Source organism: Candidatus Electrothrix sp. (assembly GCF_052785085.1).
The window spans coordinates 1-17,922 of the sequence record NZ_JALAAI010000085.1; the positions used below are offsets into that span (position 1 = coordinate 1).

Here is a 17,922-nt window from a genome sequence, read left to right on the forward strand (position 1 = left end):
CGCACTCTCTGGCACTACATTAAGAATCCGAAAATCTGTGATGAGTAATTACAGATATTTGAAAGAGGAGCAAGGCCCCAAAAAGGACTTTTTTTCGTGTTTTGAGCACAAATCCTACGAACTTGGGTTAAGAGGATAAAAGATGTCTACACTTCAAGTCAAAACAGAATTGCCTTTTAATGAATTGTTGAAGGCTGTTGAACAATTGAATCTGCCTGATTTAGAACAGTTGATGTCTCAAGTCGTCGTGTTGCAAGCCCGTCGTAAAGCACCAAGTTTACCTAAAAATGAGTCTGAGCTGTTACTGAAGATAAATCAGGGTTTGCCGCTTGATGTTCAGAAACGTTTTGATGAGTTGGTTGCTAAACGCCAAGCGGAAACACTTACCTCGTATGAACATCAAGAATTGCTGGATTTGATTGACCGGATTGAAAAGCTGGACGCAAAGCGGGTGGAATATATGGCTAAACTGGCAAATATACGCGAAATTTCACTTTCTGCGTTGATGGAAGAGTTAAATATTCGTCGTCCTGCTTATGCCTGAAAAGCGCGTTACCGCAAAACAGAGAACAAAAATAGCAGAGCGGGCGCACGGCTGCTGTGAATATTGTCGCAGTCAGACAGATTTTGCGACGCAATCATTTTCGGTTGAACATATCATCCCTCGCAGTCAAGGCGGAAAGACGGAACTGGATAATCTTGCCTTTGCCTGTCAGGGATGCAATGGCCATAAGTATACCAAAACGGAAGGATATGACCTAGTAAGTGGGAAAATTTCCTCATTGTACCATCCCAGGCACCAGAAATGGTGTGACCACTTTTGTTGGAATGATGATTACACGCTGATATTGGGTATCACACCGACAGGACGTGCAACAATAGAAACATTACACCTGAACCGTGAAGGGGTGCAGAATTTACGCCGCATATTGTGTGAAATGAGTAAACATCCCCCGATAGAGAGAGGAACAATAAAGGACACCCCCGATGAGCCCCGAGCAGAACTCACCAAAAAAGGAATTCGCCTCTCCCTTATAGAAAACAAGGCCCTGAGTCAAGCATGATTCAGGGCGTTTCTTTTATATCCGCCAAATCCTTGCCCTGTCTGCATACATCAGGTAATATTCTCTTATGGAGATAATTACAATCTGGAGGGATTCCCCGTGTCCTACACAATGAAAGATTTTCAAAGAGATTATGTCAAAAATCACCTGGGCCTGCTCTCGCCCGATGAAGTGCTGGACAAATTTTCACCGGATGAAGTACTGCAACACTTTACACCAGATGAAGTACTGGAACATTTTACACCAGATGAGGTACTGGAACGATTGTCACTAAAGGATCGACTGAAAGGAATTTCGCCGGAAGAAATTGAGCTGTATCTGGAAAATCTTGGTAAAAATAGAGAAAAGTAACATAGGCTCTCTTCATCTCCAAGCAGATACCGAGCAGGAAGAGCTATAATCAGCAACATTCAGAGCCACCATAGCCTGTGTATTCACTTGTGCTGCAACAGGCTGCTTATAAAGAGTTCAGCGAGGAAGTAATGCTGAACAGCAAAAAGGAGACAAACTGTGGGAATTTTATCGTGGATCATAATGGGGCTGATTGTCGGGGCACTCGCAAAATTCATCATGCCTGGGAAAGATCCTGGAGGGATTTTTGTTACTATCCTCATCGGCATAGCAGGTGCTTTCGTGGGTGGTTACATTGGAACCTTTCTGGGGCTTGGAGCTGTGACAGGCTTTAATCTTGGCAGTCTCTTGTTGGCTACCGGCGGCGGTGTTGTTCTTTTGGCTTTGTACCGTGTCATAAAAAAGAAGTAATCCTTTGAAGTAAAAGGAAGTAAAAGGGGTCAGAGCAAAATTAAATAATAATTTTACTCTGACCCTCTTTGTTCGCACGTATTGCGTAGAGAGTTTATGGAACAAAGGATTTTCTTTGTGAGGATATGCCTTTCTTTTCCCTGTACGGCAGCATGATGTACAGAGCCAGGTAGGGCTGCTTGAGTGCAAAAGCGGACAACACATTACCCAAATTGTCTAATTTCGCTTTACTCAATCAGACCTACGCAACTTGAGGAGCAAAAAAATTTGCAGAGATAGAGGGAAAACATTGGAACTACTCAATGCGATTGGCTTTTTCATGCCATTTGTTCTGCTGCTGCTTTGGTACCTCTTTGGGATGTACAGTGATACAGCAAATAATCACGGAAGATTTGTTGCTTTTCTATTACCGCTCACACCTTTGATATTTATCGTTATGTATACCTTACTTGGTATCTCTAAAATTTTGGTTTATCCGTTTTTTGTGATCTTCAGGAAAGAAGAAAAGTACAACAACATTGTCTATCTTATTAAAAATCCCTGGTTATGGAGTGTTAAAGGATTGCATGAAAAAGTGAATAAAGATCAGAATTAATGGGGCCAAGGTTGACTTTAATGCGGCCTGATCAATTCTTCAGATGTTTTGCAAAAACAGATCAGCTGTCAAAAAAAAAATACATTCCTACCTTTTGGGAATGCTCCCTTCATCTTCTGTTAATCTTTCTTTTGGTATCCTTAGTACGGATATCATGATAAACGTATTATGAGTCCAACCCGATACCTCGGTAGGGTTTTCACCTCCTTTTTTTCTCTACCGGGGTATTTTTCCTTGCTTGTCGTCACAAATGCTTTTGAGAATTTTTCAAGAAAATATCAAAAGAGTCTTTGCTATTTACAAACAATTGCCTAATATTGAGTTCTCAGGGGGGAAAAATAACTTTTCATCCCTTTGGCTCATCTGCTGAAAAGCGATTTATTACTTTATTTACTTGAACAATTTGGGGATAACCTGCCATGATTACTAGCGCAAAGGGGCTGATCCCAATTTTTCACAGCTGGCTTTGGATGATCGGGATCAGTGCGATCTTGGTGGGGTGTCATGTACCCAGAGAGGTCGTTAAACCGTCGTTTGAAGAGGCCCCACCGTTTCGGATCTCGGGAACAGAAGCTATTGAAGAATTCTGGTGGACCGCCTTTGGGGATCCATCTCTGGATCAGCAGGTGCAGGAGGCACTGGATGGCAGCCTCACACTGACAGCTGCCCGGGAGCGTTTGCGAGCGGCCAAGGCCCTGGCACATCGGGAGTCGTCTGCATTGTATCCTGAACTGGATGGAACCGTCGAAACCGGCTACAGCAAATCAGATAATACAGACGCTGCGGAGGATTATGAACTCGGGCTGGCTGTCGGTTATGAAGCCGATCTGTGGGGCCGCATTGATTCATTGGTGGAAGCCGAGCAATTACGCGGAAGGGCAGAGGAGGAAGCGTACCACGCAGCAGCACTGAGCCTTTCGGCACAGGTGACCATCGCCTGGTTTGAGTTTGTCGAAGCGTTGCGGCAGAAGGATTTATTAACACAACAGCTCAAGAACAATCAGAAGATTGTGAAAATTCTGGAAGCGCGATTTTCCAGCGGCCAAATTGGAAGTGCCGACGTGCTTCGCCAGCGGCAGCTGATTGAGTCAACACGGGAACAACTCTATGCAGTGGAATCAAGAATTGGAATCCAGTGGCACCAGTTGCAACTTTTGAAAGGTAAAGCACCCCAGGAATCCCTGATTGTAACAGAGGCGGAATTACCCACCCTGCCGCCGTTGCCGCAAACCGGATTGCCCAGCGACCTGGTGCAACGGCGGCCCGACCTGCGACAGGCCTTTTACGATCTCAAGGCCCTGGATGCTGATCTGGCCGCAGCCGTGGCCAATCAATACCCACGACTCAACCTGACCGCATCAATTTCAGCCTCTGCCGAGTCTCCGGAAAAATTGTTCGACACCTGGATGGCTTCGGTGGCCGGGCAGATCGTCGCGCCTCTGTTCGACGGCGGTCAGCGGCGTGCGGAAATGGATCGTCGGGAAGCTCTCCTTCGCGCCGGAGTGGCGAACTATATGCAGGCCACTCTGGAAGCGTTCAGGGAAGTGGAAGACGCTCTCCTCGGGGAGACTCAACAGCACCGCATCGTGAAAAGCCTGGAACGTCAGTTAACCCTTAACGAGAAGACCTACAAACAATTGCGGGGGCAGTATATTCATGGTGCCTCGGATTACCTCTCAGTTCTCAATAATTTAATCGAAGGTCAGCGCTTGCAGCGTGATCTCCTGACAGCCAGGCGGGAGCTGTTGGAAATTCGCGTTGCACTCTACCGCTCGTTGGCTGGCGGGATTGAACCTTTAAAGAAATTATCAGAACCATCTTCAGATTTATCCTTCAAGGAAACCAGCAAGCAATAAACTTCCCGTTTTCGGTGTTGTACTGTAAGGGCACGAGGCACCGTGCCTACTGCACTCAAAATAATGGGCAGAATATTTCTTATTGAATCCCCAAGTGAAATAGATTATGCCAGAAAGCACAGAAAATCAATCCGGTAATGCAAAACATATCGTCTGCACCCTTGTGATTTGTGCGGCCGTCGCGCTGGCAGCTATGCGCATCATTGAACTGATCCACGCCACCGCACCCACTGCGCAAAAATCCGGTGCAACCCGGAAAAGCTCGGCCCTGGTAGAGGTGATCTATCCCAAGCGCGGAGACTACCGCCCCGTTATTAAGGCACTGGGAACAGTGGAGCCAGCCCGGGAAATCCAACTGAGCCCACGGGTCAGCGGACAGGTTATTTCCATGGCAAAGGGATTCATTCCCGGCGGATTCGTGAACAAAGGAGAATTGCTGCTGGAAATTGATCCGGCAGACTTTCGCAACAATCTGGCCATGCGCCGGAGCGAACTGCATCAGGCCCAGGCCGAGCGCGAACTGGAGCTTGGACAACAACGGGCAGCCCAACAGGAGTTTGCCCTGCTGGGCGAGGAAATCAAAGAGGCCAACCGGGCATTGATTCTGCGTGAACCGCAAATACGCAGTGCCCAGGCCCGTGTCGAATCTGCCCAGACTGAAGTGGACATGGCCAAACTGAATCTCAGCCGCACCCGGTTACATGCGCCATTCGACGCTCAAATCCTCTCGCGCAGCGTGAACATCGGTTCGCAGGTTTCGCCGGGAAACTCGTTGGCGCGGCTGGTTGGTATTGATGAATATTGGATCATTGCGTCGGTGCCGCAGGAGGATTTACAGTGGATCCAATTCCCCATAAAAGGCGAGCCCGGAGCGACCGTGGAGATCACCAAGTCAGGGGCCTGGGACGAAGGCGTTTCCCGTACAGGCGAGGTACAACACCTGATTGGTGTCCTGGACAATGAAACACGCCTGGCCCGCCTGCTCATGAGCGTCAAAGACCCGCTGTCACGCCAAACCGAAGAACCGATGTTGCTTTTAGGTACCATGGTGGAAACCCATATAGCGGCGCGGCTGCTGGAAGATGTTTTCCGGTTGGATCGCGACTATTTACGGCGAAATGATACGATCTGGATGTATAACCGGGGCAAGCTGAATATTCGAAAGGTGCATGTCGTTTTCCGTGATTTGCACTATGTTTACATTCGAGACGGATTTGAGGAAGGCGAAGCTGTGGTGTCAACTAACCTGGCCACGATCTCCGACGGAATCCCCTTACGCGTTGAGAACAACAACACCCGAGCCGGAGAACATCCATGAGTGCAACGCAAAGCAGATCCGACGAAGGCACAATTGGTTGGATGACGCGCAACGCAATCGCAGCTAACCTGTTGATGGTCATTTTGTTGGCTGGTGGCCTGTTTTTCGCATTCAACATGCAAAAGGAAGTTTTTCCGGAATTTGAATTGGATATTGTCACGGTGAGTGTGGGGTATCCTGGTGCCGCACCCAGTGAGGTGGAGCAGGGGATTTTACTGCCTGTTGAAGAGGCTATCGTCGGTGTCGATGGGATTCGCGAAATCACCTCATCGGCCCGCGAGGGAAGAGGCTCTGTTACTGTCGAATTGGTCAGCGGCGCAGACCGGATGAAGGTTTTTCAGGATATTGATCAGGCAGTGAACCGGATCCGCACTTTCCCTGATGATATTGAGGAACCCGATGTAGAACTCCGTTCAAGGCAACGCGAAGTCATGGAACTGGTGCTCTACGGGGCAGTGGATTCCTGGACGCTTCGCAAGCTGGGTGAACGATTGCGCGATCAACTGCGGGCTAATGACAAGATTACCCAGGTTTCCCTCGGGCGGTCACTTGATTACGTTACCCATGTGGAAATCTCCGGCGACCGCCTGCGGGAATACGGATTGACCCTGAGTGATGTTGCGCAGAGCATTAAGGCATCAAGTGAGGATATTGCGGCAGGCACGGTGGAAACCGGTTCCGGGGAAATCCTCTTGCGCATGAACGAGCGCAAGCAGTTTGCCGAGGAGTTTGGCGCCATTGAAATTATTCCCGGCGAATTTGGATCGTCAGTCACACTGGCCGACATTGCCACCATCAGGGATGGTTTTGAAGAAACCGGCTATCCCTCGCGCTTCAACGGGCAACCCTCCATGCAGATTGAAGTCTTTCGGGTGGGCAACCAGTCCCCGCTGGACATTGCCAGGGCTGTGGAAAAGGAAATGGCCGCTTTTGAGACTGGCTTGCCACTAGGTGTCCAGTGGCGTATAGACAGCAATGATGGCGAGGAGTTTCGTCGGCGACTGAGTTTGGTAGTGGAAAACGGACTGATGGCCGTGGCCATTGTCCTTTTTATTCTCGCCCTTTTCCTGGAGCTGCGTCTGGCTTTCTGGGTGATGATGGGCATGATTATCTCGTTTTTTGGAGGAATATTATTCCTGCCAGCTGTGGACATGAGCCTGAACATGATCACCCTGTTCGGTTTTGTTATCGTACTTGGGATTGTGGTGGACGATGCCATCGTGATTGGTGAAAATATTTACGAGCACCGACAGCAGGACCAAGATGCCCTGTCAGCGGCCATCCGGGGAACCAAAGAAATCGCCGGACCTGTCATCTTCAGCATCCTGACCAACATTGTGGCTTTTATCCCGCTCATGTTGATTCCCGGAGAGACTGGAAAATTCTGGTATCCGCTTCCTGTCGTGGTCGTCATCATTTTAGCGGTATCACTTTTTGAAGCACTCTATATTCTCCCCAGCCACCTTGGGCACCAGAAACAGCTGCGGAATTCACACCGCAAAGGCATGAACTTCTTTTTCCACGGGCTGCAGCAAAAATTTGCCAGGGCATTTACCTGTTTTGTAAATACCCAATACCGTTGGTTTCTGGATAAAGCCCTGAAGTACCGGTATGTGACTCTGGTCACAGCAATTGCATTGTTTGCTATTGCCATGAATTATGCAACCAGTGCCCACATGGGAATGATTTTGATGCCCGAGGTTGCTGCGGATGAAATCGAAGCTGGCGTGCGCTTACCGGTTGGGGTGACGCCGGACAAGGCAGCCGAGGTTGCCAACAATGTCACCGAGGCAACTCTGCGTATGTTTGAAAAGTATGGCCTTGAAACCACTGCGGAAGGCGTCAAAACCAACGTACGGGGCGGCATGTTTGTCGATGTGGAGATCGTTATGCTGCCTCCAGACGTCGCTGAACTGACGGCCAACGAGGTCATTGAGATTTGGCGCAAGGAAATCGGGGACCTGCCCGGAGTGACCCAAATCACCTTTGAAACAGAATCAGGTCCGGGTGGCTGGCGGCAGGACATCAGCATTGATCTCAGTCACAACAACATCGAAGTGTTGGCCAAAGCGGCCAAAGCACTGGTAGCCACTGCAGATTCCTACGACAATACGCGGGATGTGAGCGATAATTACCGTCATGGGAAAAAACAGCTTGATTTTCGCTTGCTCCCGGAAGGACGCACCTTGGGGTTGACCCCTGAATACGTGGGTGAACAGTTACGATCCTCATTTTACGGAGCACTGGCCATCCGGCTGCTGCGCGGCACAAACGAAGTTGAGGTACGGGTGAAACTGCCCAAGGAAGAGCGCAAAGACATATACCATCTGGAGGATCTGATTATACAAACACCGGATGGAAGGGAGGTTCCGCTCCTGGAAGTGGTTGACATGCAGTCCAGCGAAGCATTTACCTCAATCAATCGCCGCAATGGACGGCGCGTCGTGAATGTTTCCATGGATGTGGAACCAAAACGGGCAGTTACCCAGGTGATCCGCAAGCTCAACGAAGTAGAGTTACCGGCTTTACGGGCTGATTATCCCGGTCTGACCTGGAGCTTCGAAGGCAGCGACGCAGAAATGCGGCGGGCCACCAACAAACTCTGGGTGGGCTATGGATTTGCCTTATTCGCCATCTACGCCCTGCTGGCCATTGCCTTTCGCAGCTACCTCCAACCCTTGATCGTGCTCAGTGCCATTCCTTTCGGGATCATCGGAGCGGTGATAGGACATATCCTGCTGGGATACGATATCTCTCTGATCAGTTTGATGGGTGTGATCGCCCTTTCCGGGGTGGTGGTGAACGACTCCCTGATTATGGTCCACTTTGCAAACAATAAACGCAAAGATACCAATATATTTGATGCAATCCGTCAGGCTGGCCTGCGACGTTTTCGTCCCATTTTCCTGACCACAGCCACCACCTTTGGCGGCCTGACCCCCATCATCCTCGAAACCTCCCTCCAGGCACAATACCTTATCCCCATGGCCATTTCGCTGGGCTTCGGCATTGTGTTCTCCACCGCAATTATTCTGGTGCTGGTTCCTGCGCTCTATCTGATCCTGGAGGATATTAAAGGAATTGCATGATTCAGGGGATTTTTATCTCTGCCATTCACCTTGCTTATCTTACTCGTATCAGGTACCATTCTCTCGTGAAATGATAAATCAGGCTTCCGGCCCGTTTCAGGGATTACAATAATGCCTCGGCGGACGGTGAACTTCTTGTTATAGCATAAAAAGGCTGTTAATACGATATACTCTGAGAAGGGAAGAGAATGGGACTACCTCAAAGAAAGTTATTTACCAAATATGACTATCTGTTATTAGAAGAAAAAGCAGAGACAAAGCATGAGCTGGTTAATGGTGAAATCTATGCAATGGCCGGTGCTAAAGAGAATCATGTAAAAATAACAGGAAACATATTTAGAAATATTGCAAATCATTTACTTGAATCCTCATGTGATGTTTATTCAAGTGATATGAAATTATCAGCAGGCTCTGACTGCTATTATCCAGATGTTTTTGTCAAATGTGATCCAGATGATAATGACGAATTGGTGAAAGACAAACCAATACTCGTTATTGAAGTTTTATCAGAATCAACTAAACATTTTGATAGAGGGGATAAACTGCAAAATTATCTCAAAATTCCAAGTTTACAAGAATATGTATTGGTTAGCCAACAAGAAATTGAAGTGTGGATATACAGACGAACAGGAAAAAAGTGGGAGATAGAAATCTTGAAGGAAAATGATGAGCTTTATTTTCTTTCTCTTGATTTAAAAATCCCGGTTAGAGATTTATACGCAAAAGTTCTCTTTTCATAAAAAATACATATGGGGCTATCCTCCTCATCTCCCTCCGATTCCCCCAGTACACACCAATCCCTCTCCATACAAATCGTTATAATACCAGCAATTATCGGCACAACACCATCCCTTTTTCAAGGAGACAAATAACGATATATTTTATTATACGTCTTGCTTACTGGATCTATGCTCTGCATGCGGCCCTTGTTTCTTCCCGCACCATTTCAACTCTGGATTATCTTTCCGTCCTTGTTAATTTTTCTCCCATCATTACGATTTTTTCGTCTGCCACAAGAAAAAAATGATGTATCAAACTGATACTCTTGCTCATCAGGTAAAAGAAATTGTACTTTAGTTTTATTTATGTTATCCTGTAAAAAAATGAATACTTCTTCAAATAATAACGCATTACAATAACAAACCATCGCTGATACAAAAATATGTTTTAAATTTTTTATATGCTGCACGAGGAAGTTTGAAATGAGCGTAAAAAGAAATTTAAAATCATTATTTCCGAGAACATGGTCAACAAGCTATGCAGAGCAGCTTCTTATCTCACCAGAAAAAGTAAGATATATACAGTAACAGCCTATCTACGCTGGCATCAGAAAAAGGATAACTCCATGGAAGTTGGTTTTGAAATCCCGGAAAGCTCAATAGACTGGGAAGTCTTTGTTCAACAGCGATTGTCAGGTTCTAACCACAAGAATATAATTTTTTAAACCTATCCTCTACCGAACATTTCCTCCCTTCAAAGTAACATAACGTGAACGTCACTGTTACTTCGAGGTTTGGCCCCGGCCACAGGCCAGGGGGAAACGCTTTCAACAGAATCAATATCATGAAAACAGCATATTTGAACTGTTGGGAATTCAAAAAATGTGGCAGAGAACCAAACGGGAAAAATGTTGCTGAACTCGGAGTATGCCCTGCGGCAAGCGATGAAAATGTAGATGGTATCCACAACGGCAAGAACGGCGGGAGGTGCTGTTGGGTATTTAAAGCTTCTGAGGCGAGAAAGGAAGGGATTGTCTGTTATACCGGAGAGTTTATAGTATGTCACACCTGTGACTTTTACAAGATGGTCCGTGAAACATCAAAACTGCTTGTTGTGATCTAGTCCTCTGTTCATCCAGAGCCTTTTTCGGGCATAAGACAACCAGGCAGTAAAGACGACTGAAGGAGGATTCAAGAAGGGGCCCCATTCCTATTTTTAGTTTTTCAGCCGTCCTTAACGTACAAAATAAGCACCCCGTGATGTCTGTCAACTCTAACGATCACAAAAACATATTAACCCTCCTGAATTTTGTATCCAGCTGATATCTCCGATTATATATCCTTTCCCTGCATCTCCCTGTACAACTTCAATGCCATCAGGCCAACAACCACCACTCCCGCAATAAGCACCACCCAAAGCAACCATTGTTGCCAAGGCAGGTTCCGGGCCTGTGTACGTCGGTCTCCGCCTCCGAGGATTTTCTCAGGCCCGGCCTGAACAGGGGCAACCAGTTTTTTTTCACTCTGTGGATCAACGGCCTTGAGCAACCGATCCACCTGATAGCGGGTTGCCTGCAACCCGGCCCGGCCATAGGCCAAGGTGTAGGGTTGCTCACCCTGGGCCAGAAAGAGCAGTTGTCCCGGCAGCCAGCCCAGTTCCAGAGTTGGCATCTGACGAATGCCGCTATCGCCAGCAACCTCCAATCGCCAATATTGATCAGTGGTGCGATTAATACTGATAGTCCCATTATCCAGGCTGACACCATCAACCGTTAACCTGTAGGCCAGAAACGAAGTTCTTCGCTGCCAAGGGGCCTCCTCATTGACTCTGGAAAACAACGTAATCTGCCCCAGAGAGTTCTGTTCAGCTAGGTGAACCCTGAGTTGATCCACCGGAAAAAAACCTTTACTGTCATACTGATACCTCATCATTCCCTGTTCTGTGCGCGATGAAAAGGTACCGGTCAAATGCTGAAAGGTACGGGGATGGTTTCGGGCTTCCCGGTTATAGCCAGCCTTGATGCTGGTGAGCTTGACCCCGTCCTTGCCAGCAGGCCAGGATAAACGGAGATATGTTTTTCGCTGAATCCCTTGGGGCACCATAATCCTTGTACGTAACAGGCTATGACCTTCAAAACGAAGTTCAGCCAGGGCAGCAGAACTGACCTGCGAGCTCCAGCTATTCAGATCCTTACTGCTGTCCAGACGAACAGAGGTGGAAAATTGCTCTCCCTGCCCGGCCCAGGTAAGCTCCAGCCAGTCCGCAGGATACTCCAACCCGCTGGTATCAAGAATATAGGCTGTGACGACCTGATCTTTTTCCGCTGAAGCAGTATGCTGCCTAATATCAATAATCGTTCCCTGACCATTGGTGGCAATATGAAGGTCTGGAGGAGAACTACCCCTATCCTGTGTATCACTGAACAGGGGGAAAAAGGGCAGTGCCTGGGCTGCTCGTTTTGTTTTCTTGCTGACCTGGGATCGAATAACATAGGGCACTGTATATTGAGCATTAAACACCCGGAGATCCCCAAGATCTGCACGGGTGCATCCCTGATAGACCTCAGCTGGCAAAAGTAACCCGTATATGGAGTTATTACCGCTCACTGACAGTTCCATGCCATAGGCAAAGTCCTCCCGTTGCAAGAGCGGTTTCTCATCACCGCCAGCAGCTTGAACAGGAAAGCTGGAGACAACAAGAAAGGCCAATATACAAAAAATACGGTGAAACATACCTGTACCCAATGAAAAACTGTAGGGGCAGATCTCTGTGTCTGCCCAATTTAATACGACACGGGGCAGGCCCCTGTGCCTGCCCGATATGGCGAAAACCCGTAGTCGCCCTGCACACCAGAACAATTTCACACCCCTTCCTCCTCTTCAGATCCTGCTGGGGGCAAGGGGGCAAAATAGCCGATGATCATCAACAAAATACCAACCGCTAAAAAGGAAACAATGCGCTCCACAGTGCCGCTGTTTGCCAAATCAATCAAAAAGAGCTTACCCACAGTAATGCCCACTAAAACAGCTCCAATAAGCCAGAGGGTTCGGTGTTTCAAACCATGGGCTGTCATCATCAGGATCAAGGCAAGGGTTCCCCAAAGAATAGCAAGGGCCGCTTGATAGAGACGGGAATCCAGCATAGAATCCAAAGCAAAGGGTACTGCACCAAACTGATGAACAGAACGAGCCAAGGCCGCATTTAGCCAGAGAAAAGCTGTAGCCCCAGCCAGCATCAAAAAACTTTGCCATGGAACCAAGGCACTGACAGCATCCTGACGCAAAAACAGCCAACGGGCAATACCCAGGAACACGATTAATTGACTCAGCTCCAGTGGATTACAAAGAGGAATAAAAGGCAATGGCGTTGCATCTCCCGGACTGAGTAAAGCACTTGTCAACAGCCAGACCCAGAGCAATACTGCAAGGACGGCTGATCCCTGATCCCGATACTGAGGTGTATAATGGGACAAAGGCCAGTATCGGGTCAGACGGACGTTTTGCACACATTGCAGCAAGGCCAGCGGAACCAAGGCCCAGATGATCAGCTCCCAGGTATTCTGCCAACCGCCCAAACTGCGCACCAGCCAGACAGCTTCCGACGTCAGAATCAGAACAAGCAGAAGATAGCTGCCAACATGAATGACACCAAGAAGCCACTCATAAAGAAGACCTCGCCCCTTGTACAGGCAATAATGAAGCAAAGCAAAGCTTGCTGGCCAAACGAACCAGCCAAGGTCAGCAAAAAGATGCTCATGAGGGTAGAAGAACCCCTGCAGAATCCCTTCCGGTGTCACAAGGATCATGAGTGGCAGGAGGAACAGACTTGGCCAGGCTGCGACAGGCCAGGAAATGCGTCGGGCAAGCATCATCAAAACAGCACAGCTTAACCCGATGAACAGGAGTACGGCATAATCGTGATAAATATAATACGGAATAAGCTGATAACTCAGCTCATTGACTCCGCCACCAAACCACCAGATAATTCCCCAGATAAAAAGCAGAAGGTGATGATATTGTTCAAAACTGCGTAGGTTGTCGGCCCGGTACAGGTACCAGGAGGAAAACAGGGCTGAAAGGCTGATGATCAGGCATCCCAGATAGATTCCGTTGAACAGGATCATCCGCTCCGGTAGATAGCTGCCAGTAAGAAAGAAGAAGGCCGCAATAAACTGGAGCAGGGTGCCGAAATTTCTCGGCATCATTCGATTCTGCCGCACACCCAGCCAGATCAGGGCTGCTCCCTCCATGGCCCAGGTCACAGCTGTCCATCTGCCACTCAGGGCCAAAGGCACAAGATCGGAAGAGCGTCGTGTAGCCAAGGCAAGAAAGGCCTCTGTCAGGGTACGCATTCCCTGGCGCAACCGCTCATTGCCCTTATTCCAGAGAAAACGTGCCAGCCCGATATAAAACAAACTGACCACCAAAGCACTGATGGCCAGCCCGTACTCAATATCCTTGACCAGAGCTGTTTGCAGGGAAAAACAGATAATCGGGGTGCCAAAAACCAAGGTGCCGTCCACATAACCACGCAACTTAGGAGGCTGGCGAAAGGCAAATAAGACCCCGATCAGGGTGAACATGAGAAAAAAAAGGATAAGAAAGGGCTCTGTCGAGGCGAAATAACGGGCCTTATAGCTGGTCACGCCCCAGAAACTCCCGATCCCTAAGGTAAAGAAAAACCCGAGCAGGTTCAGTTCACGCCAGGCCTTGAACCAGGCAATAATCAGGATGCCAGTATTGAGCAGGGCATAATAACTGAACAGGGCCACATGATTGCCACTGCCCGTGGAAAGAAGGACCGGAGCCAGGAAACCACCTGTTGCACCGAAGAAAGCAAGGGATTTCGCATCCTGCAACAGGGCCAGGGCCGCAGAGGTGCAGACCAATCCCAGCATCAAGGCAAAAGCCAAGGCCGCAGGCAAGAGCTGATATAATTTAAAGGCGGCAAACACATCAAGAAAGAGCAGACCAATGCCACCTCCCTGCATCAGCAGGGCAAAACCAGGCCGTTGCAGCCGCTGCTTCCAGCCAAACACCAGCATAGCAATGCCAGCCAAAGCCACCCCAAGCAGGCGAATCTCAATGGGCAGCATATTGCGTTCAGCAGCGTATTTCAGAAGAAAGGCAACCCCGAAAAAGAGAACCAGCAGACCCACCCGCAAGACGACATTCCCCTGAGTGAAAAACTGCTGCACATAGGCAATGGCCCGTTCCACCGGGTCCGGCGGAGTTTCTGAAGAGGAAGGACTGACCGGGTTTCTGACCGGACTCGGTTGCTCTTCAGGTTCTTCCTCGGCAACCTGGAAAGATACCTCCTGCGGCGGGGAGGCAGGTCTGTGGATTGCAGCTGATTTCACCCGCTCTTTTGGAGGCGAAGGATGTGCTCGCGGCTCATCTTTCAGCGGAACAGATTCAGCAGAGGTGTCTTTTCCGGGAAGAGCATCAAGCACGTCTTCGCACTTGTTCAGCCGTTTCTCCATGCCCTGAAGGAGTTTCTTCTGCGTCGAGGTTCTGACCAGGAGAAATACCAGTGCGATCCCGACAAACAGAATACCGCCAATAATGATAATGATGATCGTTTCGATCATACCCACGTCCCCCTCCTGTGAGCCGAATTCATGAGAGAAGGCAGCTGAGACACTGCCGAACAGTCACGTCTCTCCCCTGGTTTACTTCACCTCTTGTGCATTATAACAGAAATCAGCAAAGATGACCGCTTGACATGAAAAAAGTTACCGTCTATTGCAAAGACAACTACCCCTCCCGCAAAGAAAGCGCAATCCGTTTCCGCTGCTGATCCACCTCCAGCACCCGCACCGTCACCTGTTGCCCCACCTTGACCACCTCGGCTGGATCTTTGACAAAACGATCCGCCAGTTGGCTGATATGAATCAGTCCGTCCTGATGCACCCCCACATCAACAAAGGCCCCAAAGCGGGTGACATTGGTAACAATACCAGGCAGACGCATTTCCTCGATCAGATCATCCATCGAATTGACCCCATCAGCAAAGGCAAAAGCTGTGAACTCCTGACGGGGATCACGGCCCGGTCGGGCCAGTTCTTCCAGGATATCGCGCAGAGTGGGCAGACCAAGGGCCTGACTACTCCCTCCTTTCCCACTGTCCTTGCTGATATATCTATGCAGATCAATCTGGTCCCGTAATTCTTTTCGCTCCATAAGCTCTTTGACCGTACAGCCCACGTCCGCAGCCATTTTCTCCACCACAGCATACCGTTCAGGATGGACAGCAGAATTATCCAGAGGATTTTTTGCTCCGTGAATACGGAGAAAGCCCGCGCATTGCTCAAAGGCCTTAGCCCCCAGACGAGGAACCTTGAGCAGTTGTTTGCGACTAACAAACGGCCCTTGCTCCTCGCGCCAGGCAATGATTTTGGCAGCCAATCCCGGCCCGAGACCCGAAACATAGGCAAGGAGTTCCTGAGATCCGCTGTTGACCTCCACCCCGACCGTATTCACGCAATGCATCACCACGTCATCCAAAGCCTTTTTCAAGGCAGCCTGATTAACATCGTGCTGGTACTGCCCCACCCCTATGGAAGCAGGATCAAGCTTGACCAGTTCAGCCAAGGGGTCTTGAAGGCGACGCCCAATGGAGACCGCCCCCCGCACTGTGATGTCATGGTCAGGGAATTCCCGCCGAGCAACCTCGGAAGCCGAGTAAATCGAGGCCCCGCTCTCATTGACCAGGGTAATCAGGATGTTCGTATCCAATCCAAGACCACGGACAAACTGCTCTGTCTCCCGCCCTGCTGTGCCGTTACCAATGGCAATAGCCCGAATGCGGTGCTTCTGGCAAAGCCTTGTGATGGTTTGGCCAGCCTCCTCCTGCTGCTTCGCACCGTGGGTGGGATAGACCGTGGTAAAATCCAGCAACTGCCCCTGCTCACTGAGGCAAACCAACTTGGCCCCGGTGCGAAAACCCGGATCAAGGGCCATGACCCGCTGTTGCCCCAGTGCCGGAGCCAACAGCAATTCCCGAATATTTTCAGCAAAGACCTGAATAGCCTCCTGATCAGCTCGCTGCTTTACGTCTGCCCGTAATTCGTTTTCCAAAGAAGGGCCAAGCAGTCGCTTATAGCTCTCCTCTGCTGCCAGCTGCACCTGCTCACGAAACCTGCCTTGAGACGAAAATCGCCTTTTGATCAAGGCAAGGGCAGCATCCTCATCCGGTCGGATCGCGAGACGCAAGACCTTTTCCTCTGCTCCGCGAAACATAGCCAGCAGCCGGTGACTTGGGGTCTTGTTCGCAATCTCCTGCCAGTCAAAATAATCCCGATATTTTGCCCCTTCCTCTTGCTTTTTCTTCACCACCGAGGAACGAACCTCAGCCTTATCCGCAAAAAGTCGGCGCAGGTTAGCCCGCAGATTTGCATCCTCGCTGATCCACTCGGCCATGATGTCTCGAGCCCCGGCCAGAGCCTCTTCCTCCGAATGCACTTCTTTCTCGGAATCAACAAAATCAGCAGGTTGAATTGTGCTGTCCTGACCAGTAAAGAGAGCCTGGGCCAAGGGCTCCAACCCCTTTTCCTTAGCCATTACCGCCCTGGTCTTGCGCTTCTGCTTATACGGGAGAAAGATATCTTCCAGAGTGGTCAGGTCTTCTGCCTTGCCCAAGGCCTGCTCTAATGCAGGGGTGAGTAATTCCCGTTCAGCCAGGGAATCCAGCATATTTCTCCGCCGCTTCTCCAGAGCAGCAAAGTCAGTCAACTGATCCCGGATGGCTACGACCTGGGTTTCATCTAAAGAACCAGTCATCTCCTTTCGATAGCGGGAGATAAAAGGGACAGTTGCTCCTTCTTCAAGGAGTTGGGCCGTGGCAACCACCTGCTGGGAAGTAATATTCAGGGCTTGGGATATACGATGAGCGATGTGAGGAAGTTGATGCTGATTCTGGGACATAAGAAGTATCAGGGGAAATGGGGATAACAGAATAATCAGGATTCATGGTGTAACCGGTTACGGTTATAACGAATTATTGTAAGAAGGGCAAAGAGATTCTAGCGTTTTTTTGGGTGAAGCCAGTCTGGGCACCAAAAAAGGATATGGCAGTGTGAGCAGAACGTTGCATTGAGGTCTGCGGGCAGGGGCGAAACAGCCGGGCAAGCAGAAAGGGAGATTGCCCGGCGGCAGTCTCCCTTTTGCTTTGCTGTGGAGCAACAAGAGATGCATAGAGTGCATCCTATAGGACTTAATGGAGATGTTGGGATCGCTCCCCAACCTACCGGACTGGGATATCAATTATTCTATATCGGATATTCAATATAGAGTGTTTTGTTGCAGACAGTCTTAATACCCTCTTCATAGGGTAGGTACTCCAACAGCGGCCTTGCTTTAAACAATAATGTATTCGACAGATTAAGCAAGTAAAAAAACGACATGAAAACGCATTTTATAAGTTGTGAATCTTGAACCGCCATTATAAACACTAAAATAAGCCGATGCTACACATCGTGACTAATTCGTCATAATTGGTACAGTATATTGAACACTGC

General features: G+C 49.0%; 12 protein-coding genes and 1 pseudogene. 10 read left to right on the plus strand and 3 right to left on the minus strand.

All coding sequences use genetic code 11. The features are described from left to right. The first annotated feature begins 142 nt into the window (after positions 1-142). From L2082_RS13290 to L2082_RS13335, 10 genes and pseudogenes are all read left to right on the plus strand, one after another. Positions 143-544, plus strand: coding sequence for an STAS/SEC14 domain-containing protein (locus tag L2082_RS13290; RefSeq protein WP_446008739.1), 402 nt, complete (start codon positions 143-145; stop codon positions 542-544). After that, a pseudogene (locus tag L2082_RS13295) lies at positions 537-959 on the plus strand (HNH endonuclease); the annotation flags it as partial. The gene L2082_RS13290 and the pseudogene L2082_RS13295, both read left to right, overlap by 8 nt. A 204-nt stretch (positions 960-1,163) precedes the next feature. Next, positions 1,164-1,415 (plus strand): hypothetical protein, encoded by a 252-nt coding sequence (locus tag L2082_RS13300; protein ID WP_446008738.1) that lies wholly within the window; start codon positions 1,164-1,166, stop codon positions 1,413-1,415. A gap of 159 nt (positions 1,416-1,574) precedes the next feature. Further along, positions 1,575-1,826 (plus strand): GlsB/YeaQ/YmgE family stress response membrane protein, encoded by a 252-nt coding sequence (locus L2082_RS13305; RefSeq protein ID WP_446008737.1) that lies wholly within the window; start codon positions 1,575-1,577, stop codon positions 1,824-1,826. A gap of 289 nt (positions 1,827-2,115) precedes the next feature. Further along, positions 2,116-2,421 (plus strand): hypothetical protein, encoded by a 306-nt coding sequence (locus L2082_RS13310; RefSeq protein ID WP_446008736.1) that lies wholly within the window; start codon positions 2,116-2,118, stop codon positions 2,419-2,421. Positions 2,422-2,840: 419 nt separating this feature from the next. Further along, positions 2,841-4,277 (plus strand): efflux transporter outer membrane subunit, encoded by a 1,437-nt coding sequence (locus L2082_RS13315; protein ID WP_446008735.1) that lies wholly within the window; start codon positions 2,841-2,843, stop codon positions 4,275-4,277. Between the two features lie 106 nt (positions 4,278-4,383). Then, complete coding sequence (locus L2082_RS13320) at positions 4,384-5,595, plus strand: efflux RND transporter periplasmic adaptor subunit (RefSeq protein ID WP_446008734.1); 1,212 nt, start codon at positions 4,384-4,386, stop codon at positions 5,593-5,595. Next, positions 5,592-8,684: an efflux RND transporter permease subunit gene (locus L2082_RS13325; RefSeq protein ID WP_446008733.1), complete on the plus strand. Its 3,093-nt coding sequence runs from the start codon at positions 5,592-5,594 to the stop codon at positions 8,682-8,684. Before L2082_RS13320 ends, L2082_RS13325 begins: the two co-directional genes overlap by 4 nt. 188 nt (positions 8,685-8,872) lie before the next feature. Continuing rightward, on the plus strand, positions 8,873-9,424 hold the full coding sequence (locus tag L2082_RS13330) for a Uma2 family endonuclease (protein WP_446008732.1): 552 nt from the start codon (positions 8,873-8,875) through the stop codon (positions 9,422-9,424). Between the two features lie 823 nt (positions 9,425-10,247). After that, positions 10,248-10,526 carry a two-CW domain-containing protein gene (locus L2082_RS13335; RefSeq protein ID WP_446011844.1) on the plus strand — a complete coding sequence of 93 codons (279 nt, stop codon included), beginning with the start codon at positions 10,248-10,250 and terminating at the stop codon, positions 10,524-10,526. Between the two features lie 209 nt (positions 10,527-10,735). Here the strand turns inward: L2082_RS13335 and L2082_RS13340 are convergent, their stop codons facing one another. The 3 genes from L2082_RS13340 to L2082_RS13350 all read right to left on the minus strand — a co-directional run bounded on the left by L2082_RS13340 (position 10,736) and on the right by L2082_RS13350 (position 17,329). Beyond that, the gene (locus L2082_RS13340; protein WP_446008730.1) at positions 10,736-12,136 is read right to left on the minus strand and encodes a DUF3999 domain-containing protein; all 1,401 of its coding nucleotides are present in this window, start codon (positions 12,134-12,136) and stop codon (positions 10,736-10,738) included. A gap of 128 nt (positions 12,137-12,264) precedes the next feature. Then, positions 12,265-14,994, minus strand: a complete 2,730-nt coding sequence (locus L2082_RS13345) for a DUF2339 domain-containing protein (protein ID WP_446011845.1) — start codon at positions 14,992-14,994, stop codon at positions 12,265-12,267. 166 nt (positions 14,995-15,160) lie between these two features. Beyond that, positions 15,161-17,329, minus strand: coding sequence for a Tex family protein (locus tag L2082_RS13350; RefSeq protein ID WP_446008728.1), 2,169 nt, complete (start codon positions 17,327-17,329; stop codon positions 15,161-15,163). Between the last annotated feature and the right edge of the window lie 593 nt (positions 17,330-17,922).